Genomic DNA, 21594 nt, shown 5'->3' with positions numbered 1-21594 from the left:
GGCTCGCATTCGGTGTTTCGCTCAAAAGTATGACTTATTTTGCGCCTGTTTTAGCAGAAACAAACTGGCGGGCAAGCGTCGATGGTCTATCAAAGAGACGCCATCTCGGCGGGGGCAGTCGGCTTCTTGAATTGCAGCGTTACAACCTTATACCCCTCGACCTCGAGCCTTGAAAGCAGTGTCGGCAGCATGGTCGCCGTGCGATTGTGGATGTCGTGCATGAGAATGATGCCGCGTCCCCGCTTGTGCAGCAGGTCCATCGTCCGCTTGGTCACGGCGGCAGGCGATGTGCTGAAGTAATCCTTGCTGTCCACGTCGACATCCATCACGACCATATCGCGCATTGCAACGGCGGCACGAAGCTGGTGGCTGTCGGCAAGATATGGAAAGCGGAAGAAGTTGACCTCGACTCCCGTCGCCCTGGTGACAGCGGCTTCGCCCCGGGTAATCTCCTTCATCGCCATGTCGAAGGTCAGCGCCGCCAGGTTCTCGTGTCGGTAGGTGTGGCTGCCGATCGCGTTGCCTTCCATAGCGACCCTGCGGGCGAGTTCCGGATGTAACTCCGCCATTTCGCCGACCATCATGAATGCGCCTTTGACGCCGAACTGATCCAGCGTCGCAAGGACGCGGTCCGTGCGGCCGGGAATCGGACCGTCGTCGAAGCTGAGGATGACTTCCTTGTCCTCAAGGCGCAGATCATGGATGGAGGCGACCGTCAGCGTTCGACCAGCAAGGTGATGCTGGAGACTATCGCGAGACATTTGGAGGGGGCTACCTTCGGCTTCCGAGATCTGGCCTTCCGGCGCGACAATTGAGGAGGTTTTGATCGTGGTATCGGGCGCAGTCCGCCTGGCAGATTGGCAGCCGGCGAGGGCCACGCTCAAGATGAGACCGGAAAGGAAGGCGACGCGATGCATGAAAGGGCTCAACAAATCAGTAATGAATGTTGAGACAACCTTTATGATTATGGTTAACGATCGGTTTCGATCGCTTTGCAATGCACTCAATAGTGCGGGGTCCGACGAGCCTTGACAAAGAGCTGTGGCTATCCCGCCATAGCGTCTTCGTATTCTGAAGAGAGCTCGAGCCACTGCTCCTCGGCGGCGGCAAGCTTTGCGGCAGCCTCACCGCGCTGCTTGGCCTTCTCCGCAGCCTTCGCAGGCGCTTTTTCATAGAGCAGGGGATCCGCAAGTTCCGCATCAAGCGCCTGAATCTGTTTCTCCAGCTTGCCGGTCAAGGATTCGATTTCGTTGATCTTTTTCTTGAGCGGCGCGAGCGATGCGCGCTTTTCGGCGTTCAGCTTGCGCTGGTCCGCCTTCGAGGCGGACTCTTCCGCAAGCTGGGGTTTCTCGTCCTTCTTCCTGCCAGATGCGACAACGAGGTCGCGGTATTCATCCATATCGCCTTCGAAGGTCGTGACCGTGCCCTTGTTGACGAGCCACAACCGATCGACAGTCGCCTCGATAAGGTGGCGATCGTGCGAAATCAGAATGACCGCGCCTTCGTAGTCGTTCAGCGCCTCGATGAGCGCTCGCCGGCTGTCGATGTCGAGGTGGTTCGTTGGTTCGTCGAGGATCAGGAGATTGGGCGCGTGGAAGGCAGCGAGCCCCATCAGCAGGCGCGCCTTCTCGCCGCCGGAGAGATCCTTTGCCGCAGTCGACATCTTCTCCGTCGCGAGGCCCATCTGGGCGACACGTGCCCGCACCTTTGCTTCGGGCGCGTCCAACATCAGGCGACGTACATGCTCGACCGGCGACTGGTCCGGGATCAGATCGTCGAGCTGGTGTTGCGCGAAGAAGCCGATCTTGAGGTTGGGAGCGAGCTTGACTTCGCCTGCCTCCGCCGCCAAGCGACCGGAAATGAATTTCGCGAAAGTGGACTTGCCGTTGCCGTTGGAACCGAGCAGAGCGATGCGATCGTCATTGTCGATCCGCAGGTTGAGCCCCTTCAAGATCGGCTTGCCAGGTTCGTAGCCGACTGCGCCGCCGCTGATGGCGACGATGGGGGAGGCAGGTTGCTTTTCCGGCTCGGGGAAGGTGATCGGCTGGACGTGATCCTCGATGACGGCGGCTACCGTTCCCATGCGCTCGAGTGCCTTGACGCGGCTCTGTGCCTGGCGTGCCTTGGAGGCCTTTGCCTTGAAGCGGTCGATGAAGCTCTGCAGGTGTTTGCGGGCTGCCTCGTTCTTCACCCGCGCCTTCGTCTGCAACTCGTCCGCTTCGGCCTTCTGCCTCTCGAACTGGTCGTAGCCGCCGCGATAGAAGGTCAGCTTCTTCTGGTCGAGATGAACGATCGCGTTGACTGCGTTGTTCAGGAGATCGCGGTCGTGGCTGATGATGATGACCGTGTGCGGATAGCGACGTACATAATCCTCGAGCCACAAGGTGCCTTCGAGGTCGAGATAGTTGGTCGGCTCGTCGAGAAGCAGCAGGTCCGGTTCGGAGAACAGAACCGCAGCGAGAGCGACGCGCATTCGCCAACCGCCCGAAAAGGAGGAGGCCGACCGCGACTGCGCTTCCTGATCGAAGCCGAGGCCCGCCAGAATGCTGGCAGCACGGGCCTCCGCGGAATGCGCATCGATATCCACCAGCCGCATCTGGATTTCCGCGATGCGATGGGGATCGGTGGCGCTTTCCGCCTCCGCCAGCAGCGCTGAGCGCTCCTTGTCCGCGGCCAACACGATTTCGATCAGCGCGTCTTCCGTTCCCGGTGCTTCCTGCGCAACCTGTCCGATGCGCGTATTCTTCGGGATCGAGACGGAGCCGCTCTCCGCGGCCAGATCGCCGGTAATCACTCGAAATAGCGTGGATTTACCCGCGCCGTTGCGACCGACAAGACCTGCCTTCGTGCCGGCTGGCAGCGAAACGCTGGCGTGATCGAGAAGCAGTCGGCCGGCAATACGTGCGGAGATATCGGAAATCGTGATCATAGCCGGCGTTTTGGCCGAAAGCCGTGATCAGTGCAAGAGCCTGCGGCTCAGCGACCGAAGGCTTGCACGGGCTGCCGGCGATTTGACTGAGCGGCGTGGAGTGCGACGCGTGCATTTGCCTGCAACTGCGATGCAGTCGTTGCGTCGGCGCTCAAGGCGATCCCGAGCGAAATTGTAAGCCCGGCCGAGGCAGTGTTATCGGATGCCGCGAACGTCATGTGGTCTTCCACCGAGGCTCGGAGGCGATCGGCAATCGCAAGAGCCTCCTGCATGCCGACATTGGCAAACAGGAAAGCAAATTCGTCGCCATCGATCCGTGCAACAAGATCGTTCTTCTTGATCGACTTGCGGAAGAGATCAGCAAGCTTCTTCAGCACTCGCGTTCCAACCTGTGTACCGTAGCGGCTGTTGAATGCCTTGAAGTCGTCAACGTCGACCATGATGAGGGCGCTGCCGGCGGCGCCTTCTTCCCGGTCATAGAGATCGGCGATCGCTTTGTTGAGGGCGATGCGGTTGGGGATTCCGGTCAGCTTGTCAGTGGCCGATGCTGAGTGAGCCGCTGCGATACCAAGCTCGATCGCCTCAAGGCGTTCGACGTCGCTTTTCAGCCGGGCCTCGATATCCTTTTCGGAAGCCAAGACGTTGGAGAGAGAGGTCGACAGGTACTCCATCTCGCTCATGATCGCGCCAAGGTTTTGGTCGGCATTCCCCGCTATCGATTGAAGCGTCCTTTCCGCCGCGCGCAGGAAGGCCTGCTTCTGGCGCAAGCTGTCCGAAAGTCTATCCGCCGCATCACGGAGCATCCTGCTTGTTTCCGCATGCGAAATCTCGCTTGCGAGACCGCAATGGCTGACGAGCCGATACTTCAGGCCGATTTCATCGAGCGAGGCCTGCCGCGGGCTCGGTCCGAGCGCGGCGATATCCTGTGCGAGGGCGGCGTTCTGGCCGATGATCGCGTCATGCAGGAGTTCGTAGTTACGTGGCAGGCCGGCGATTGCAAGCCGGGTCATATGCTGGGCGATCCGCTGAAGATCGGTCGGGGCGGCGGCCGGGCGCTGTGCTGCTTCTCGTTGTACCTGTGAGTTTGGCGCAGTTCGCATGACGTTCCCCTCGCTCCGACTTTGGCATCGGCGTTTGGTTTCTCTATGCAACTAGCGCGCTAAAAATAGCTTAAGCTCGGTCGTTTGTAGTTGAATTACGCTGCTGAACAGTGAAACGCGGTTAATGGAGCGTATCCAACTGACATTTACTGTCCTGGCGGACGTTTGATGTTCATCGAAGCGGCAGCGTTATCGCGCGGGCGGAGGAGTGGCTTTCGCTCGACGTGAGGCAATCGTTGCATGACAGCCGCGTGAAATTGCCTGAGCCCACTTGTTTTCGGGCTATCAGGCGGGTAAACACCGCCCACTTTTCCCACGAAATAAAGGAATTCGACCCATGGCGATTGAACGCACTTTCTCGATGATCAAGCCGGACGCAACGAAGCGCAACCTGACGGGTGCTATCACCAAGATGCTCGAGGATGCCGGCCTGCGCGTCGTCGCCTCCAAGCGCGTCTGGATGAGCAAGCGCGAAGCCGAAGGCTTCTACGCTGTTCACAAGGAACGCCCCTTCTTCGGCGAACTGGTTGAAGGCATGACCTCTGGCCCGACCATCGTTCAGGTTCTGGAAGGCGAGGGCGCCATCCTGAAGAACCGCGAAATCATGGGTGCGACCAACCCGGCAAACGCTGACGAAGGCACGATCCGCAAGGTTCACGCCCTGTCGATCGGCGAGAACTCGGTTCACGGCTCGGACGCTCCGGAAACCGCTGCACAGGAAATCAAGTACTGGTTCTCCGACACCGAAATCGTCGGCTGATTCAGGCGCTCAGCGACACCGCTGAAGCCATTGAATTGACTCTGAAAGCCGGGGCTCTGCTCCGGCCTTTTTTACGTTGAAGGGCAGGTGGCGGCAGAGTCGTAGTCCACGCTGCCATCCGGTTTGAAGACCTCGGGGTTCTTCGTATAGAGTGGCCCGACAACGAGTGGCTTGCCCGGCATGACCGACTGGTCGAGGCTGGAGATCACCTCGGTCTTCAGGCTCTGCAAGGTCTCTCCCTTGGCATCGACCAAGCGAACGTTCACGGCGTAAGGCTTATCCTTCTTGACGCAATGAAGCGCGGGGCTTTGCAGCGTGATCTTGTCCCAGAACGGATAGACCTTCTCGTTGGTGACCAGCACATCGCCGCCCGCCGGGTTTTCGAATTCCGCGATGGCGAGCGTGCCTTCCGGAATAGGGGCCTTCTTGTTCAAGGTCACGACATAGGTCGCAACCGCGATCCGATAATTGAAAACGAAGACGCGACCGCTGATCTCGACCAGCTTGTCGGTCTCTCGCTGGCATCCCGTCAGCACGGCGGCTGCAACGAAAACAGCCATCGACAGCGCTTTCATGGCGCTTCCTCCTCTTTCCTCCGGCGATAGTGGCGGCTCGCCTTGGCACGATTGCCGCACACCGCCATGTCGCACCAGGCGCGGCTCCTGTTCTTGCTGCGGTCGATGAAGAGCCAGCCGCAATTGCGGCAGATCTTCATGCGCTCTGGATCCGGCATGGCGATCAGCCGCAACACCGAATGCGCGGTTGCCGCGTCGAGGCCGTTTGCTTCGTTGGCGCCACGCAAGGTGCGCGCCAGCGCCTCCAGAAGATCGGCAAGCAGTCGGTCATTGCCTTCGCCTGAAACACGGGCCCGGAAGTAGCGGTCCGTCGCCTCGCGCAACGCCAGGAAGTTTCGCCTGTTCTGTGGTGCCGGACCAACCATCTCACCGAAGAGCGCCCGCTCCGCACAGAACTCGGCCGCAGCCTGCGGAAAGGCTTCCAGCTGGGCTGACGCTTCGAAACGGTCGATCCGTCGCGTCTCGTCATGCCGAAGCACAACGCTGTTGGCGACATCCAGCGCCAACGCGCCTCCGGAAAAGCGGTGTGGGGTCCAGGTAAAGCTCATAGTGAAAATATAACTGGTAAAATATGTTTTGCTAGTTATGATTTCGCCAATCAGGAGTTTTTCATGGCCTATCTGCTGCAGCAATTGGCGAACGCGGTACCGCTGGCTGCGCTCTATGCTGCGCTTGCCTTTGGCTACGCCGTTGCCTTCGGGGTCACCAAACGTGCCGATATTACCTATGGGGCGATCTTCGCGTTTTCGGGCCAGATTCTGCTGCTTTTCACCGACATCGCCTACAACAGGCTGTTTCTGATCCTTCCGGCTGCACTGGTGCTGGGCGCCTTGTTCTCGGCGATCTATTCTATGCTGGCGGCGGTCTGGATTGGGCGCTCCATCATGCTGCCCCTAGTGCGCCAGTCATCGAACACGGTGATCGTCGCTGCCCTCGGCATTACCATCGTGCTGATGGAAACGGCGAGGTTCGCATCCGACACCAAGAGCATATGGCTTTCGCCATTCCTGAACAGCGTTGTCGTCTTCTGGAGTGACGGGGCGTTCAAGGTGACGCTGACCGAGATACAGCTGATCAATACCGGATTGATGTGCGCCATGGTCGCGCTCGGCGTTGCCGTCATGAGAGGCACGTCGTGGGGGCGCCTCTGGCGCGCCGTGACCGACGATCCTCTTGCGGCAGAACTGTGCGGGACGAGCGCCGAGCGCGTCTTCCTCGTCGCTTATGCGGCGGCAGGCCTGATCGCTACCGCATGCGGCATCCTCGCCACCTTCTACTACGGCACGATGGATTTCGGCGCCGGCCTGATGTTCGGCCTCAAGGTTTTGATGGTCGCCGCGGTCGGAGGCTATTCGGACCCTTTGAAGTCGGCTGGCGGTGCAGCCGGTCTCGGTGTAGCGGAAACGATGTGGAGCGCCTACGGCCCCTATCTCTGGCGTGACCTTGTGGTGTTTTCGCTGCTCGTGCTCCTGTTGGTCCTCAGCAGGAGGGAGAGGGTAATACCCTGACTATTTCCACTTGTCGCGGGCCGCGTCATCCTCGTCCTTGGCCGTGACCCATTCGCCGGTGGAGCCATCCTTGCCGTGTTCCTTCTTCCAGAAGGGAGCGGCCGTCTTCAGATAGTCCATCACGAAGTTGGCGCCGTCGAATGCGGCTTGGCGATGGGGCGCCGCGGCGATGACGAGCACGATATTCTCGCGCGCGGCGATCTTGCCGTAGCGATGGATGGCCGTCAGGCCCATAAGCCCGAAGCGTTCGATCGCAAGGCTGCCAATCCGGCTCATTTCCGCCTCGGCCATACCGGGATAATGCTCGAGTTCGAGCGCCGCGAGCCTGCCGCCTTCGTCACGGCACAAGCCCGAGAATGTGACGATCGCGCCGATGCCGCCGTTTCGCCTGCCAAGCCGATCGACTTCCGCTTGAAGGTCGAAATCCTCGCGCTGGACGCGAATATCCGGCTCGACCTTGCTGGTCACGTCAGCCTCCGGTCATCGGCGGGAAAATGCCGATCTCCCTGGGATTTCCAATCGGCTCGTCGTGCTCGACGTGCTCCTGGTCGATTGCGACCCGGATCACGTCGGGAAACTGAAGCGCGGTCTCATATTCTTCGCCCATCGTCTTCAAATGATTCAGAAGATCGGCAACGGTAACGACGGAAGACGGCAGGACCATTTCCTCTTCGGCCTTGCCGATCCGTTCGCGCACCCAGGCGAAATAGACGAGCTTTGTCATTCTTCATCATCCACGATGTGCTTGAGGCCGGCACGGAAATAGTCATAGCCGGTGTAGATTGTCAGCAGTGCCGCGATCCAGAGAAGTGCGATGCCTGTCTTCGTCGTGTAAGGGAAGATCTCGTCACCTGCAGGGCCGGCAAGCAGGAACGCAATCGCGACGAGTTGTACGGTCGTCTTCCACTTGGCAATGCGGGTGACAGGCACGCTGACCTTCAAGGCAGCCAGATATTCGCGTAAACCGGAGACCAGAATCTCCCGGCAAAGAATGGTGATCGCCGCCCAGATCGACCAGCCGGCAATCGTCTGGTCGGCGGCGACCAGCAGCAGAATGGACGCGACCAGCAGCTTGTCGGCGATCGGGTCGAGCATCCGGCCGATGTTCGACGTCTGGTTCCAGATCCGGGCGAGGTAGCCGTCGAGAAAGTCGGTGAGCGACGCGATGACGAAGATCCACAGCGCCACCCATCGTGCCGTGTTGCTGATCGCCAGCTTTCCTTCGAGGAAAAAACACAGCACGATCAGCGGCACTGCCAGAATGCGGCCGTATGTCAGCAGGTTCGGAATATTATATGCGCGCGATGCCATGAAACATGTCTCTGAAGTGATGTGCCCGTAGATGACGGCTTTGACCGTAAAGCGTCAACATTCTTTCTATTTTTCCGCTGCCTTTGCGTGGAATTTGCGACTGGCGCCACCTATTTCGCGGCGTCGTCGTGAAAATGATTGTAAACCTGCTTGGCGACAGTCTCCGAAATCCCTTCGACTGCCATCAGGTCGGAGAGCGCGGCACGGGAGACAGCCTTCGCGGTTCCGAAATGCTGCAGCAGGGCGCGCTTGCGGGATGGCCCGATGCCGCCGATCTCGTCGAGCGGGTTCTTGACCATCTCCTTTTTGCGCCGGGCGCGATGCGAGCCGATGGCGAAGCGGTGCGCTTCGTCGCGCATGCGCTGGATAAAGTAGAGGACCGGATCGCGCGGCGGCAGGGTGAAGCTCTCGCGTCCTTGCGGGAAGAAACGCTCGCGCCCGGCGTCGCGGTCGACGCCCTTGGCAACCCCAATGGCTATGACGCTATCAGTGATTCCCAAGTCCTCGAGGATCCCACGCACGGCTGTCATCTGTCCCTGGCCGCCGTCGATCAGGATCACATCGGGCCAGGCGGGGAAGGGCATGTCGGCCGCATCCGTCGGCGATGCCGGTTGGCTGCGGTCGGGCAGACCTTCTTCCTTGAGCAGGCGGGAGAAGCGGCGGGTCATCACCTCGCGCATCATGCCGAAGTCGTCGCCCGGCGTGATGTCGGTCGATTTGATGTTGAACTTCCGGTACTGGCTCTTCACGAAGCCTTCCGGCCCTGCGACCACCATTCCGCCGACCGCGTTCGTGCCCATGATGTGCGAGTTGTCGTAGATCTCCACGCGTTGCGGCACATAGCCAAGCTTGAAGGTCTCCTTGAAACCTTCGAGCAGCCGCGACTGCGACGCCGTTTCCGCAAGCTTCCGGCCATGCGCCTCGCGCGCATTGGCAATCACATGCTCAACCAGATCCCGCTTCTCGCCGCGCTGCGGCACGAGGATGGAGACCTTATGCCCGGCCTTCTCGCCGAGTGCGGCAGCAAGCAGTTCCAGTTCTTCGACAGTCTCCGACAGCAGGATCTGCTTCGGCACCGGCTTGTCATCGTAAAACTGGGCGAGGAACGCGTTCAACACCTCGGCAGCTGATAGCTGCGGGTCGGCCTTCGGGAAGTAGGCGCGGTTGCCCCAGTTCTGTCCGGTGCGGAAGAAGAACACCTGGATGCAGGAAATGCCGCCTTCGTGGTGGATTGCGAAGACATCAGCCTCCTCCACTCCCGCGGGATTGATGCCCTGGTGACTGGACACATGCGAGAGCGAGGCCAAACGGTCGCGATAGACGGCAGCGCGCTCGAAATCGAGATCTTCGGCCGCAAGGTTCATCGCCTCGGCGATGTGTTCCTTGACCTTCTGGCTCTTGCCGGAAAGGAAGTCCTTCGCCTCCTGGACGAGTTCGGCATAGCCCTCGTCGCTGATCTCGTGCGTGCAGGGGCCGGAACAGCGCTTGATCTGATAGAGCAGACAGGGACGGGTGCGCGTCTCGAATACGCTGTCGGTACAGGTGCGGATTAGGAAAGCGCGCTGCAGCGAGTTGATCGTCCGGCCGACGGCACCGGCTGAGGCGAACGGGCCGAAATAGTCGCCCTTGCGGGCGCGGGCGCCGCGATGCTTGAGGATCGCGGGCGCGCGGTGGTCGCCTGATATCAGGATATAGGGAAACGACTTGTCGTCGCGCAGCAGCACATTAAAGCGCGGGCGCAAGCGCTTGATGAGATTCGCTTCCAGCAACAGCGCTTCGGTTTCCGTGCGAGTCGTCACGAACTCCATGTTCGCCGTCAGTCGCACCATCTGCGCGATACGGTTGGAGTGCACCCGGCCAACCGCGTAGTTGCCAACGCGCTTCTTCAGGCTGCGTGCCTTGCCGACGTAGAGAACGTCGCCGGCCTCGTTGAACATGCGGTAGACGCCGGGGCTGTTCGGCAGTCGCTTGACGAACTCCGCGATAAGATCCGCGCCAACAAGGCCGGTCTCGTTGGTCCCGCCTTCGTTCCAATCGATTGCAGCCGCCGGCGCCGGCGTGGAAGCATCGCTCTCCACTTCGATATCGTCGTCTAAATCCGTCTCGTCGTAAAGAACGCCGCCATCCGGCAGCTTTCTTGAATTCATTCCGTAATCTCCGCCACATCGGGCGTCTGCCAAGCGAGGTGCTGGCCGCCGTCGAGGGCAATCATCTGGCCGGTGATCGAGGGCGTTTCGTAGAGGAAGCGAATCGTTTTGCCGAATTCCTCAAGCTGCGGCCCTCGTTTGAGGATAAGCGCTGAAACCTGCGCTTGGAAGTCTTCTTGCGACTGCCGTTCACTCGGCATCGAGGGGCCGGGGCCGACGGCGTTGACGCGGATGCGTGGCGCCAGCGCCTGTGCCATGGTCTGCGTCGCGGTCCACAAGGCGGACTTCGACAGCGTATAGGAATAGAAGCTCGGTCGCAGCGCCCAGACCCGCTGGTCGATAATGTTGACGACGAGTCCATCCGTCCCGTCCGGCAGTTGCGCGGCGAAGCCGGCCGACAGAATCGAGGGAGCGCGGACATGGACGGCGAAATGTTCGTCCCATGCCTCGGCATTGATATGGCGGACGGAATCCTCGTGGAAAACCGAGGCGTTGTTGACAAGTAGATCGAGCGGTCCGATCGCGTCCGACGCCTTTTTTACCAAGTCGCTGGTCTCATCGATTTTCTGCAGGTTAGCCCGAACGGCAACTGCCTTGGCGCCTCTTTGCCGCAATTCCGCCGCGAAATTCTCGGCCTCCTCAATCGAACGGCTGGCATGAATCGCGACTGCGAAGCCATCCGCAGCCAAATCCTCGACGATTGCCCTGCCTATTCTTTTAGCCGCCCCGGTCACGAGTGCTGTGCGAAGTCTTTTCCCGTTCAAAATCATGCCTTTTCGCCGCGAAACTCTGTTCGCTGCTTATATAGGCGCGGGCGAAGGTGAGATAAATAGCCGTTTTCATTGCGATGCCGTCGGAATTACTACGTGTATTATTGAAGAACATAATTCATTAAAATAAGTATTCATGATTTAACCATTCGTTATGGTTAACAAATATTCTGTTGCGACAAAGCAACATCGAATTTTAGCCACCCGCACGCCGCAATCAAATCACAATTCGGCTCTTTCAAATCCTCAATTGGGCATCAATCTCCCTTCCGAACCGCAAGGGACATTTGTAATAACCCGCGAATGCTTCGCTGTAGGACAGTTGACGAAGGACGCGGGCTGAAAGGAGAAGAGTATGCGTACGTTTATTGCTAGTCTGTTGGTTTCGACCGTTGCCCTTGGTGGGTTTTCCGCCGCATATGCAGCCGATGCCGTTGATCAGATCCCGGAAGCTCCGGTTGCACAGAATGAGCCGGCTCCCGCGGCGAGCTGGCAGGGCTTTTACCTCGGCGGTGCCGGCACCTACAACCTGGGCGGCTTTGGCGACAAGTACAACGCTCGTGCTCTCGGCGGTCAGATTTATTCCGGTTACAACTGGCAGGCTGGCCAGATCGTTTACGGTGCGGAAGCCGACATCGGCTATTCCGGCGCTGACGGCGCTGCTGGCGGCGGCGAAGGCAAGAACGAAGTCAACGGCTCGATCCGCGGTCGCGTCGGTTACGATCTGAACCCGTTCCTGCTGTATGGTACGGCTGGTCTTGCCGCCACCAAGAACAAGTTCAGCAATGCTGCCGGCTCTGACACCGACAGCTCGTTTGGCTACACGGTTGGTGCGGGTGCCGAAACCTTCGTGACGAACAACATCACGGCGCGTGTCGAGTACCGCTACACCAATTACGCCGACAGCGATTTCCATGTCGGCGGCGCAAACATTTCTCGCGGCTACGACGAGCACAGCGTCAAGGTCGGTATCGGCGTCAAGTTCTAAGCCGAACGAATACGGAAAAGCCGGGCTCCAGCCCGGCTTTTCTGTTTGTGCGATTAGCCGCGGCCTATTTGGGGAAGTCGGTCGAGACCGCAAGCTCGCGCCATGCAGCGAGTTCCTTGGCGACGTGGGCATTCTTCGCTTCGATGACCGCCACGGTGTCGCTGCCGAAGGGCATACGCAGTGGAGGATTGTCCGAATGCGCCAGAGTGACCATCGCCTTGGCAAGCCGAGCGGGGTCGCCGGGCTGCTGGTGGTTATGGCCGGCAGCGAATTCGCGCATCGCGCCCACTGGCGTCTCCTTGTAGTCGGCAATCGAGCTCGGGCTGACGGCGAGTGAGCTCTCGTCCAGGAAGTCGGTGCGGAAGAAGCCGGGCTCGACGACCGTCGCCTTGATTCCGAGCGGTGCCACTTCTGCAGCGAGCGCCTCGGTGATGCCTTCGACCGCGAACTTCGTGGAGCAATAGATGCCCCAGCCGGCGTGCGACTCGTAGCCGCCGATGGACGAGATATTCAGCACGTGCCCCGAGCGCTGGCGGCGCATATGCGGCAGGACAGCGCGGGTAACCTTCAATAGACCGAAGACGTTTGTTGCGTAGAGCTTTTCGATCTCTTCGGTGGTTGCCTCTTCCACAGCGCCCAACAGCCCGAAGCCGGCGTTGTTGAGCAGCACGTCGATCTGGCCGAAGCGCTTGACCGCTGCTTCCGCCGCCGTGTGAGCCGAGGCTTCGTTGGTCACGTCAAGCGATACGGCAAGCAGGTTGGGATGATTGCCGAACTTCGCTTCGAGGCCGTTCGGGTTGCGCGCCGTCGCGACGACAGCGTCGCCGGCATTGAGTGCTTCCTGGGTGATGAGGGCGCCGAAACCACGCGAAGCCCCTGTGATGAACCAAACACGCATGACGATCTCCTTTGTCCGTTGCGCTGCGATTTGCTTACGGAGTGAAGGTAGCGTATCGACATAGGTGAGAGAACTTACGCTGTGCTTCATGAGTTGCTGAGAAAAATTCATCAATGAAACGTGTGCGCTCCACCGACCTTGCGATCTTCCTGGCGATCGCCAACCACCGAAGCTTCCGGAGGGCATCGGTCGAGTTGGGTGTTACGGCCTCCGCCTTAAGCCATGCGCTGCGGGCGATCGAAGAGCGACTTGAGGTGCGTCTGGTCAACCGGACAACGCGTGGCGTGGCGCTGACTGAGGCCGGCGAGCGGTTGTTCGACCGGATCCGGCCGGCCTTCCTCGACATTGATGCCGCCCTCGACGACCTCAATAGCTTTCGCGGCCAACCGCACGGGAAGCTCCGCATCAATGCGGCGCGCGTCTCCACGAAACTCGTGCTCCTGCCGATCGTCGCCCGTTTCTTGAAGGCTTATCCCTCCGTCGAGGTCGAGATCGTCATCGATGACGGACTGGTTGATATGGTGTCGTCAGGTTTCGATGCCGGCGTTCGATTCGGCGAAAGCATCGCTGCCGACATGATTGCGGTGCCGATCGGCCCGCGTCATCGCTTCGCGGTCGTCGCCGCGCCGAGTTACTTCGAAGGCAGAACCAGGCCGGTGACACCGCACGATCTGCGCGACCACGAATGCGTGCGCTATCGTTTCTCCGGCGGCGCTCTCTATCGATGGGAGTTCGAGCGTGGCGGCATCGAACTGGAGATCGAGGTCGGTGGTCCGCTGACATTGGGCGACCAGGACATTATCCATGATGCCGTGCTGCGCGGCTGCGGTCTTGGATACCTTTTCGAAGAGCAGGCGCAAGCCGCGATCACAGAAGGCAGGCTGATCCGCGTGCTGGAGGACTGGTGTCCCTTCTATCCGGGCTTCTTCCTCTACTATCCCAGCCGTCGACAACTCCCGACGGCGCTGCGGGCCTTCATCGATTTCGTGAAGACTGACAAGGGAACGCCTCAGGTCTGAGGTTTCAGTTGGCTGTAGGCAGGAAACTTCTTTTCAAATTCCCGGCGCCAGCCGATGAGTTCGGAGTGCTCCGCCTCCCACTGGCCCGGAAAACGGAGGTCCAGGTAGCCCAACGTCGCTGCGAGCGCGAAGTGGCCGCCGTGGAGTCGCTTGCCTATTTTCGGCAGGTGGACGCTGAGATGGTTCAGGCCGGAGACTGCCTTCTTCCACTGTCGATCGATCCAGGGTTGGTGCACCTTTTCCTCGTCGCGGAAGCGCCGCTCGTAGACGATGGCGAGCAGGCAATCGCAGATGCCGTCACACAGGGATTCGAGAATTTCGACCTCCGTCCGCTTGCCCCTCTTGGATGGGTAAAGCTTCTTGCCCTTCAATCGGTCGAAATAGTGCATGATGGCGACGCTGTCGAAGATCGACAGCCCGTCGTCGGTCAACAATGTCGGGATTTTGCCGAGTGGATTGTTGTCGACGAGAACGGCAGGCCCGGCGTTCGTATCCACGCGGATCTCGATCGCATCCAGCTCCAAGTAGCGCGCGGCCATGCGTACCTTGCTGGAATAGGGAGACGTCGGTGCGCAAAGGATCTTCATGGTCGCTCTTCCCTATGGTCATGTTGCGGCGCGACTATTTCGCGCCGGCAAGAGTCGGTCAACCGTCCTTTGCCATCTTGCCTTCGCCCCGCAGCCAAAACGCGCGATGCGAAGCGTAGCGATCCTGCGCCAGGTGATCCTTGAGCGCGGGCAGCAAGGCGTGCAACTCGTCCTTCAGCGTGAATGGCGGGTTGACGATAACAAGCCCTGAGCCGGTCAAGCCGGTGATCCCGCGGTCGCTACGCACGCTGAGTTCCGCGCAGAGCATTTTTGGAATGTCGAGGTCCTGTAGCGCCTCATGGAATTCCTTGATTGGTGCGCCCTTCTTCAGCGGGTACCACAGGCAGTAGGTACCGCCGGGGAAGCGGCGATAGGCTTTCGCCAGGCCATCGACCAGACGCTCGTATTCGCCATCCTCCTCGAACGAAGGATCGACGAGGACGATGCCGCGTTTCTCCTTCGGTGGCAGATGCGCGCCGAGCGAAAGCCAACCGTTGAGTTCGGTAATCCGGACATGATGGTCGCCCTCGAATAGCCGGTGCAGCCGCGCGAAATCCTCCGGATGCAGTTCCATCGCGGAGAGCCTGTCCTGTGGGCGAAACAGCATGCGCGCGAGCTTAGGGGAGCCGGGATAGAAGCGGATCCCGCCCTCCGGGTTCAGTTCACGCACGGCGGTGAGGTAGGGCTCCAGCAGCTCGGCGACCTGCGGGGCAAGTTCCGCGTCCAGAAGCTTGCCGATGCCGTCGCTCCATTCGCCGGTCTTTTGCGCCTCCTCGGAGGAGAGGTCATAGAGCCCGATGCCGCCATGCGTATCGAGCACGCGAAAGCCAGCATCCTTCTTCTGCATGTAGCGGATCAGCCGCGCCAGAACGGCGTGCTTGAGCACATCGGCAAAATTGCCCGCGTGGTAGATGTGGCGGTAGTTCATTTTCGCTGATGCCCGTGATGAATTCGCCTGATCAACGTCATTTCTGACTTTTGGCTGGTTTCTGGTTCGAATATAGAAAAGCCATGAACATTGCGACCCCCATTCACGCCAAATCCGCCAAGTCGAATGTCAGGCTCGGTCACACCGCCTGTCCGCACGACTGTCCCTCCACCTGCGCGCTGGAGGTGGAGATCGGCGACGACGGCCGCATCGGCCGTGTACGGGGCGCAAACGATCACAGCTACACCTCGGGCGTCATCTGCGCGAAGGTCGCGCGCTACGCCGAGCGCCTCTATCATCCGGACCGGCTGATGCATCCGCTGCGCCGAACGGGCGCCAAGGGAGCAGGGCAGTGGCAGCAGATTTCCTGGGACGCAGCGCTCGATGAAATCGCCGAAGCCTTCGTCAAGGCGGAAGCGAGGGACGGCAGCGAAGCGATCTGGCCCTATTTCTACGCCGGTACCATGGGCTGGGTTCAGCGCGACTCGATCGAGCGCCTGCGCCACGCCAAGCGCTATTCCGGGTTCTTCTCGTCGATCTGCACCAATCCGGCCTGGACCGGCTTCACCATGGCCACCGGCACGCTGCGCGGGCCCGACCCGCACGAGATGGGCCGCACCGATTGCGTGGTGATCTGGGGCACCAATGCGGTGTCGACGCAGGTCAACGTGATGACCCATGCCATCAAGTCCCGCAAGGAGCGCGGCGCCAAGATCGTCGTCGTCGACATCTACGACAATCCGACGATGAAGCAGGCAGACATGGCGCTGATCGTCAAGCCGGGCACGGATGCGGCGCTCGCCTGCGCCGTCATGCATATCGCCTTCCGCGATGGCTATGCCGATCGTCAATACATGGCGAAGTACGCCGACGATCCCGCCGGCCTTGAAGCGCATCTGAAGACGAAGACGCCTGAATGGGCCGCTGCCATTACCGGCCTTTCCGTCGATGAGATCGAAAGTTTCGCACGCCTCGTCGGCACGACGAAGAAGAGCTACTTCCGCCTTGGCTACGGCTTCACTCGCCAGCGCAACGGCGCCGTCGCCATGCATGCGGCGGCCTCGATCGCGACGGTGCTCGGTTCCTGGCAATATGAAGGCGGCGGTGCCTTCCACTCCAACAGCGATATCTTCCGCATGAACAATGCCGAGCTGACCGGCAAGTCGATGAAGGATCCGGATATCCGCATGATCGACCAGTCGCAGATCGGCCGCGCGCTGACAGGCGATGCTGTGGCGCTCCGCCATCGCGGCCCGGTGACCGCCATGCTGATCCAGAACACCAATCCGGTGAACATCGCCCCCGAACAGCGGCTGGTGAAGCGTGGCTTTGCCCGCGACGACCTTTTCGTCGCCGTGCATGAGCAGTTCATGACCGAGACGGCCGAGATGGCCGATATCGTCATTCCGGCGACGATGTTTGTTGAGCATGACGATATCTATCGCGCCGGCGGCCAGAACCACATTCTGCTCGGCCCCAAGCTTGTCGAACCGCCGGAAACCGTCCGCACCAACCTCTTCGTGATCGAGGAACTGGCCAAACGCCTCGGTATCGCCGATCGTCCGGGCTTCGGTTTCACCGCGCGCGAAATGATCGACCGTGTTCTCCAGGATACCAATTTGCCGGGATACGATCATTTCCTCGAACACAAATGGTTCGACCGCCAGCCGGATTTCGAGGACGCGCACTTCCTCAAGGGCTTTGCGCATCCCGACGGCAAGTTCCATTTCCGCCCGGACTGGGTTGACGGCGCTGCGCCGAACAAGCCGCCGGCCGCTGTCGGTGCTCTCGGACCACACGAGCTGCTGCCGGCGTTTCCGGATCAGGTCGACGTCATCGAGCTTGCCGATGCCGAGCATCCATTCCGCCTGGCAACGTCGCCGGCCCGCAATTTCCTGAATTCGAGCTTCTCGGAAACGAAGACCTCGCGTCAGAAGGAAGGGCGGCCGGAACTGATGATGAACCCGGCCGACGCCCTTGCCGGTGGTATCGACCATGGCGACCTCGTGCGGATCGGGAACGACCGTGGCGACCTCAGGATCCATGTGCGGGTAACCGAAGAGGTGAAGCCGGGCGTGTTGATCGCTGAAGGCCTTTGGCCGAACAAGGCGCATGTCGACGGCGAGGGGATCAACGTGCTGACCGGCGCCGATCCGGTGGCTCCCTACGGCGGGGCTGCGGTTCACGACAACAAGGTCTGGCTGCGCAAGGATGTTGCATGACGAAATTTGACAAGGCAAAGGCCGAGATCGTCGATGAAAAGACGCTCTCGAACGGCTGGACGCGCCTGAGCGGTTTCCAGATCGACTATACGGATTCCGAAGGCGAGACACATCGGCTGCAGCGTGAGGTCTATCATCGCACGCCGGCCGCGACGATCCTGCTCTACGATCCCAAGCGCGACACCGTTGTCCTCGTGCGGCAGTTCCGGCTGCCGGTCTTCCTTCACGGCGAGCCGGCCTGGATCATCGAGGCACCGGCGGGGTTGCTCGACGGCGATGCCCCGGAAGCCGCCATCCGCCGCGAAGCCGAGGAAGAAACCGGTTTCCGCGTCCGTGACGTCCGCTTCCTTTTCAAGGCCTATAGTTCGCCGGGCTCGAGCATGGAGTTGCTGCACTTCTTTGCCGCCTCGATCGACACTGCTGACCGCGTCTCCGATGGCGGCGGCCTTGCTCACGAACACGAGGACATCGAGGTTCTGGAGGTGCCGCTCGACAAGGCGATGGCCATGATCGAGCACGGCGCGATCATCGACTTGAAGACGATCACGCTGCTGCAATGGGCGGCAATGAACCGCGGCGCGCTGCGCTAGGGCATGGGCCAATTTGCGAGGCTTATCCTTCACACCCATGTCATGAATCAGCGCTAAGCGCTCCGCCTTGTCATAAATCCCGGCCTGGAGAAAAAACGATGTGGCTCAGCAATTTTACTCTTGTCCTTCCAGATGAGATCGTGAGCCACGGCTCGGTACGCGTCGAGGACGGCGTCATCGCTGAAATCCGTCCCGAACCGGTTGCGAACGCCGCGATCGATGGCAGTGGACGCCTATTGATGCCGGGATTTGTTGACCTTCATGGCGACATGGTGGAGCGCGAAATCGCGCCGCGCCCGAATGCGCCGATGCCGATCGATTTCAGCATCCACGAACTGGACAAGAAGCTGGCAGCCGCAGGCGTCACGACAGCATTCGCGGCCGTCTCCTTCGCAACGGAAAGCGTCTACGGCCACGTCCGCTCGCTCGAAACGACCTCTGCCGTGATCGAAAGCATCAGCCGGCTGAAGAACAACCTGCTCATCGATCATCGTGTCCATGCGCGCTACGAGATCACCAATCTCGGCGCCGCGCCGACGCTCGAAAAGTTGCTCGAAGCCGGCCATGTCGACATGGTCTCGCTGACGGATCACACGCCGGGGCAGGGGCAGTACAACAACATCGAGAGCTACATCCTGAGCATCGCCGAGCGCCGCGCCATTTCCGAGGAGACGGCCGCCGAGATGGTCGCCAAGCGTATCGAGATGCGCAACAATCCTGACATCGAGATCAAGCTGAAGCAGATCGTCGATCTCGCGCTGAAGCACGAGCTGTCGCTCGCCTCCCACGATGACGACAGCGCCGAGAAGGTCGCGCAGATGCACGGTCTCGGCGTCACGATCAGCGAATTTCCGGTGACGCTTCCGGCGGCGGAAGAAGCGCGGCGTCGCGGTCTCTGGACGCTGATGGGCGCTCCCAACGCGCTGCGTGGTCAATCGATGTCCGGCAATCTCAGCGCATTGGATGCCGCTGCCGCCGGCCTTCTGACCGTCATTGCCGCCGACTATCATCCTGCAGCCTTCGTGCCCGGCATCTTCAAGATCGCCGAGCGCACGAGCCTGCCTTACGCCGTCGCAATGGCGACCCGCAATGCGGCGCGCTCCGCCGGTCTTCTCGATCGTGGTGAAATTGCCGTCGGTCAGCAGGCCGACCTGGTTGTCATCGAAGCCGGTGACGTGCATCGCATCCGCGCCACCTTCCGCAAGGGCCTATTTGTCTACAGCGACGGCACGCTTCATCAGCCTCGAGCGCTTGCCGCCTGAGGGCACGGAATATGTCCCGAAAGCGGAGCCTTTCGGGACATGGATATGCGTAGAAACAGAGAATTAGAGCAGGGCGGGATCCAAAGGATCGCGCCGTGCTTCAGGCGCCTTCGCCGATCAGCGAGATAACGCTGCTACGTTCCGCCGGCGCTGCTGCAGCGTCGGTGCTGACGGCCTTGCCGCCCTCCATCTTCACCTTGCCCTGAGCAAAGAGCCGCAGCGCCTGCGGGTAAAGCTGATGCTCGACCGTGAGCACGCGCGCGGCGAGGCTGTCTGCGCTGTCGCTTGAGAGAACAGGAACGGCGGCCTGGCCGATAACCGGTCCCTCGTCCATGCCTTCGGTGACGAAGTGCACGGTGCAGCCGGCAATCCGCATCCCGGCATCGATCGCGCGCTGATGCGTGTGCAGCCCAGGAAACAGCGGCAGCAGGGAAGGGTGGATGTTGATCATCTTGCCTTCGTAGCGCTGGATGAAGGTGCCGCTCAGCAGTCGCATGTAGCCGGCAAGGCAAAGAATATCGGGCGAAAGCTGATCGAGCGCGGCAAAGATTGCCTCCTCGTGGGCTTCCTTGCTCGCATAGTCCTTGCGGACGAAAGCGAAGGTGGGGATGCCTTCGGCTGCCGCCTTGGCGAGCCCGCCGGCGTCGCCCTTGTCGGAGATGACGCCGACGATTTCCGCCGGAAAGTCGCCAGCCTTGGCTGCTGCGACCAGCGCCATCATGTTGGAACCGCCGCCGGAGATGAAGACGACGACGCGTTTGCGCGGCGACGTCATATGGCGAGCGTACCCTTGTAGAGCGTACCGCCTGCACCTTCGGCGCGGGCAATCATCCGGCCGAGCGTTACAACCGTCTCGCCTTCGGCTTCGAGGGCCGCAGTAACCGTCGCGACGCTCTCAGCTGAAACGACCGCGATCATGCCGATACCACAGTTGAAGGTGCGTAGCATTTCGTTGGCTTCAACGCCGCCCGTCTTGGAAAGCCAGGAGAAGACCGCCGGAACCTTGACGGCAGTAAGATCGATCTCGGCTGCGAGGTGCTTCGGCAGAACGCGCGGAATGTTCTCCGGGAAGCCACCACCGGTGATGTGAGCCAATGCCTTGATAGCCTTTGTTTCGCGAATGGCCTTCAGGAGCGGCTTTACATAGATGCGGGTCGGCGTCAGCAGCGCTTCGCCGAGGCTCTTGCCCTCAGCGAATGGAGCCGGGGCATCCCAGGCGAGGCCAGAAATCCCGACGATCTTGCGAACCAGCGAGAAGCCGTTGGAGTGAACGCCTGACGAGGCGAGGCCAAGGATGACGTCGCCTTCGGCTATATCGCCTGACGGCAGCAACTGGCCGCGCTCGGCCGCACCGACAGCGAAGCCGGCCAAGTCGTAGTCGCCGGAAGAGTACATACCCGGCATCTCGGCGGTCTCGCCGCCGATCAGCGCGCAGCCCGCGTCACGGCAGCCGGCGGCAATGCCCTCGACGATCGCCGCACCCTGGTCAGGATCGAGCTTGCCCGTCGCGAAGTAATCGAGGAAGAAAAGCGGCTCAGCACCCTGGACGACCAGATCATTGACGCACATGGCGACGAGATCGATACCGACAGTGTCATGATAATCGGCATCGATGGCGATCTTCAGCTTGGTGCCGACGCCGTCATTGGCGGCAACGAGAACCGGATCGGTGAAACCTGCAGCCTTGAGGTCGAACAGGCCGCCGAAGCCGCCGATCTCGCCGTCCGCACCCGGGCGGCGCGTCGAGCGCACTGCGGGCTTGATCTTCTCCACCAGAAGGTTTCCGGCATCGATATCGACGCCTGCGTCGCTATAGGTCAGGCCGTTTTTTCCAGACTGGCTCATGCTGCTCTCCGATGGCTGTGCGCGGGCGGGAAATGTCACCGCCTCAATATGCGGGTCGCCATTGCATGACACGGGCCTACATGCAAGGGATTGCATGGAAAAAGCCCCAATTTCCCGCTCAATTGACGCGGGCTCTCTCGATTTTTAGCGCCGGG

22 protein-coding genes are annotated in these 21594 nt (G+C 60.6%); 7 read left to right on the top strand and 15 right to left on the bottom strand.

What is annotated here, in order from left to right:
- Window positions 1–89 precede the first annotated feature (89 nt).
- The 3 genes from FHT77_RS00470 to FHT77_RS00460 form a co-directional block, all read right to left on the bottom strand.
- Complete coding sequence (locus FHT77_RS00470) at window positions 90–917, bottom strand: polysaccharide deacetylase family protein (RefSeq protein ID WP_183751535.1); 828 nt, start codon at window positions 915–917, stop codon at window positions 90–92.
- 128 nt (window positions 918–1045) lie between these two features.
- On the bottom strand, window positions 1046–2929 hold the full coding sequence (locus FHT77_RS00465; protein WP_183751533.1) for an ABC-F family ATP-binding cassette domain-containing protein: 1884 nt from the start codon (window positions 2927–2929) through the stop codon (window positions 1046–1048).
- A gap of 47 nt (window positions 2930–2976) precedes the next feature.
- The gene (locus FHT77_RS00460; RefSeq protein WP_183751532.1) at window positions 2977–4029 is read right to left on the bottom strand and encodes a sensor domain-containing diguanylate cyclase; all 1053 of its coding nucleotides are present in this window, start codon (window positions 4027–4029) and stop codon (window positions 2977–2979) included.
- Between the two features lie 337 nt (window positions 4030–4366).
- On the opposite strand from FHT77_RS00460, the gene ndk reads away from it, so the two are divergent.
- Window positions 4367–4789, top strand: a complete 423-nt coding sequence (ndk, locus tag FHT77_RS00455; RefSeq protein ID WP_016553456.1) for a nucleoside-diphosphate kinase — start codon at window positions 4367–4369, stop codon at window positions 4787–4789.
- Between the two features lie 71 nt (window positions 4790–4860).
- Here the strand turns inward: ndk and FHT77_RS00450 are convergent, their stop codons facing one another.
- Complete coding sequence (locus FHT77_RS00450) at window positions 4861–5364, bottom strand: hypothetical protein (protein WP_183751531.1); 504 nt, start codon at window positions 5362–5364, stop codon at window positions 4861–4863.
- Window positions 5361–5912: a CGNR zinc finger domain-containing protein gene (locus FHT77_RS00445; RefSeq protein ID WP_183751530.1), complete on the bottom strand. Its 552-nt coding sequence runs from the start codon at window positions 5910–5912 to the stop codon at window positions 5361–5363. Before FHT77_RS00445 ends, FHT77_RS00450 begins: the two co-directional genes overlap by 4 nt.
- A gap of 63 nt (window positions 5913–5975) precedes the next feature.
- Between FHT77_RS00445 and FHT77_RS00440 the strand changes: the two genes are divergently transcribed.
- Entirely contained in the window at window positions 5976–6872 is an 897-nt protein-coding gene (locus FHT77_RS00440) for a branched-chain amino acid ABC transporter permease (RefSeq protein WP_183751529.1), read from the top strand.
- Here the strand turns inward: FHT77_RS00440 and FHT77_RS00435 are convergent, their stop codons facing one another.
- From FHT77_RS00435 to FHT77_RS00415, 5 genes are all read right to left on the bottom strand, one after another.
- Window positions 6873–7340, bottom strand: coding sequence for a molybdenum cofactor biosynthesis protein MoaE (locus FHT77_RS00435; RefSeq protein WP_183751528.1), 468 nt, complete (start codon window positions 7338–7340; stop codon window positions 6873–6875).
- A gap of 1 nt (window position 7341) precedes the next feature.
- Window positions 7342–7596 carry a molybdopterin converting factor subunit 1 gene (gene moaD / locus FHT77_RS00430; protein WP_183751526.1) on the bottom strand — a complete coding sequence of 85 codons (255 nt, stop codon included), beginning with the start codon at window positions 7594–7596 and terminating at the stop codon, window positions 7342–7344.
- Window positions 7593–8183 carry a CDP-diacylglycerol--glycerol-3-phosphate 3-phosphatidyltransferase gene (gene pgsA / locus FHT77_RS00425; protein ID WP_183751525.1) on the bottom strand — a complete coding sequence of 197 codons (591 nt, stop codon included), beginning with the start codon at window positions 8181–8183 and terminating at the stop codon, window positions 7593–7595. The genes moaD and pgsA overlap by 4 nt, the downstream gene beginning before the upstream one ends.
- 110 nt (window positions 8184–8293) lie before the next feature.
- Window positions 8294–10330: an excinuclease ABC subunit UvrC gene (gene uvrC / locus FHT77_RS00420; RefSeq protein WP_183751524.1), complete on the bottom strand. Its 2037-nt coding sequence runs from the start codon at window positions 10328–10330 to the stop codon at window positions 8294–8296.
- Window positions 10327–11094 (bottom strand): SDR family oxidoreductase, encoded by a 768-nt coding sequence (locus FHT77_RS00415; RefSeq protein ID WP_183753819.1) that lies wholly within the window; start codon window positions 11092–11094, stop codon window positions 10327–10329. The genes uvrC and FHT77_RS00415 overlap by 4 nt, the downstream gene beginning before the upstream one ends.
- Window positions 11095–11455: 361 nt before the next feature.
- Between FHT77_RS00415 and FHT77_RS00410 the strand changes: the two genes are divergently transcribed.
- Window positions 11456–12088, top strand: coding sequence for an outer membrane protein (locus FHT77_RS00410; RefSeq protein ID WP_183751523.1), 633 nt, complete (start codon window positions 11456–11458; stop codon window positions 12086–12088).
- Between the two features lie 64 nt (window positions 12089–12152).
- Here the strand turns inward: FHT77_RS00410 and FHT77_RS00405 are convergent, their stop codons facing one another.
- Window positions 12153–12986: an oxidoreductase gene (locus FHT77_RS00405; protein ID WP_183751522.1), complete on the bottom strand. Its 834-nt coding sequence runs from the start codon at window positions 12984–12986 to the stop codon at window positions 12153–12155.
- Between the two features lie 113 nt (window positions 12987–13099).
- Here FHT77_RS00405 and FHT77_RS00400 point away from each other — a divergent pair, with 113 nt between their 5' ends.
- Window positions 13100–14005 (top strand): LysR family transcriptional regulator, encoded by a 906-nt coding sequence (locus FHT77_RS00400; RefSeq protein WP_183751521.1) that lies wholly within the window; start codon window positions 13100–13102, stop codon window positions 14003–14005.
- Here the strand turns inward: FHT77_RS00400 and FHT77_RS00395 are convergent.
- Together FHT77_RS00395 and FHT77_RS00390 are read right to left on the bottom strand one after the other, a co-directional pair.
- Entirely contained in the window at window positions 13996–14592 is a 597-nt protein-coding gene (locus FHT77_RS00395) for a glutathione S-transferase (protein WP_183751520.1), read from the bottom strand. The two genes, FHT77_RS00400 and FHT77_RS00395, sit on opposite strands and share 10 nt — an antisense overlap.
- 58 nt (window positions 14593–14650) lie before the next feature.
- Entirely contained in the window at window positions 14651–15520 is an 870-nt protein-coding gene (locus FHT77_RS00390) for a 23S rRNA (adenine(2030)-N(6))-methyltransferase RlmJ (protein ID WP_183751519.1), read from the bottom strand.
- An 83-nt stretch (window positions 15521–15603) separates the two neighbouring features.
- On the opposite strand from FHT77_RS00390, the gene FHT77_RS00385 reads away from it, so the two are divergent.
- The 3 genes from FHT77_RS00385 (at window position 15604) to FHT77_RS00375 (ending at window position 19594) form a co-directional block, all read left to right on the top strand.
- A complete protein-coding gene (locus FHT77_RS00385) occupies window positions 15604–17742 on the top strand; it encodes a molybdopterin oxidoreductase family protein (protein ID WP_183751517.1) in 2139 nt (712 codons plus the stop codon).
- Window positions 17739–18332 carry an NUDIX domain-containing protein gene (locus tag FHT77_RS00380; RefSeq protein WP_183751515.1) on the top strand — a complete coding sequence of 198 codons (594 nt, stop codon included), beginning with the start codon at window positions 17739–17741 and terminating at the stop codon, window positions 18330–18332. Before FHT77_RS00385 ends, FHT77_RS00380 begins: the two co-directional genes overlap by 4 nt.
- Before the next feature lie 98 nt (window positions 18333–18430).
- On the top strand, window positions 18431–19594 hold the full coding sequence (locus FHT77_RS00375; protein ID WP_183751513.1) for an alpha-D-ribose 1-methylphosphonate 5-triphosphate diphosphatase: 1164 nt from the start codon (window positions 18431–18433) through the stop codon (window positions 19592–19594).
- A gap of 100 nt (window positions 19595–19694) precedes the next feature.
- Here the strand turns inward: FHT77_RS00375 and purN are convergent, their stop codons facing one another.
- Together purN and purM are read right to left on the bottom strand one after the other, a co-directional pair.
- A complete protein-coding gene (gene purN / locus FHT77_RS00370) occupies window positions 19695–20369 on the bottom strand; it encodes a phosphoribosylglycinamide formyltransferase (RefSeq protein WP_183751511.1) in 675 nt (224 codons plus the stop codon).
- Window positions 20366–21439, bottom strand: a complete 1074-nt coding sequence (gene purM, locus FHT77_RS00365) for a phosphoribosylformylglycinamidine cyclo-ligase (protein WP_183751509.1) — start codon at window positions 21437–21439, stop codon at window positions 20366–20368. Before purM ends, purN begins: the two co-directional genes overlap by 4 nt.
- Between the last annotated feature and the right edge of the window lie 155 nt (window positions 21440–21594).

The sequence above is a fragment of the Rhizobium sp. BK181 genome (assembly GCF_014193305.1).
Taxonomy (GTDB): Bacteria; Pseudomonadota; Alphaproteobacteria; order Rhizobiales; family Rhizobiaceae; genus Rhizobium.
The sequence above is the reverse complement of the archived record's forward strand: the minus strand, read 5'-3'. Positions and strand labels throughout refer to the sequence as shown.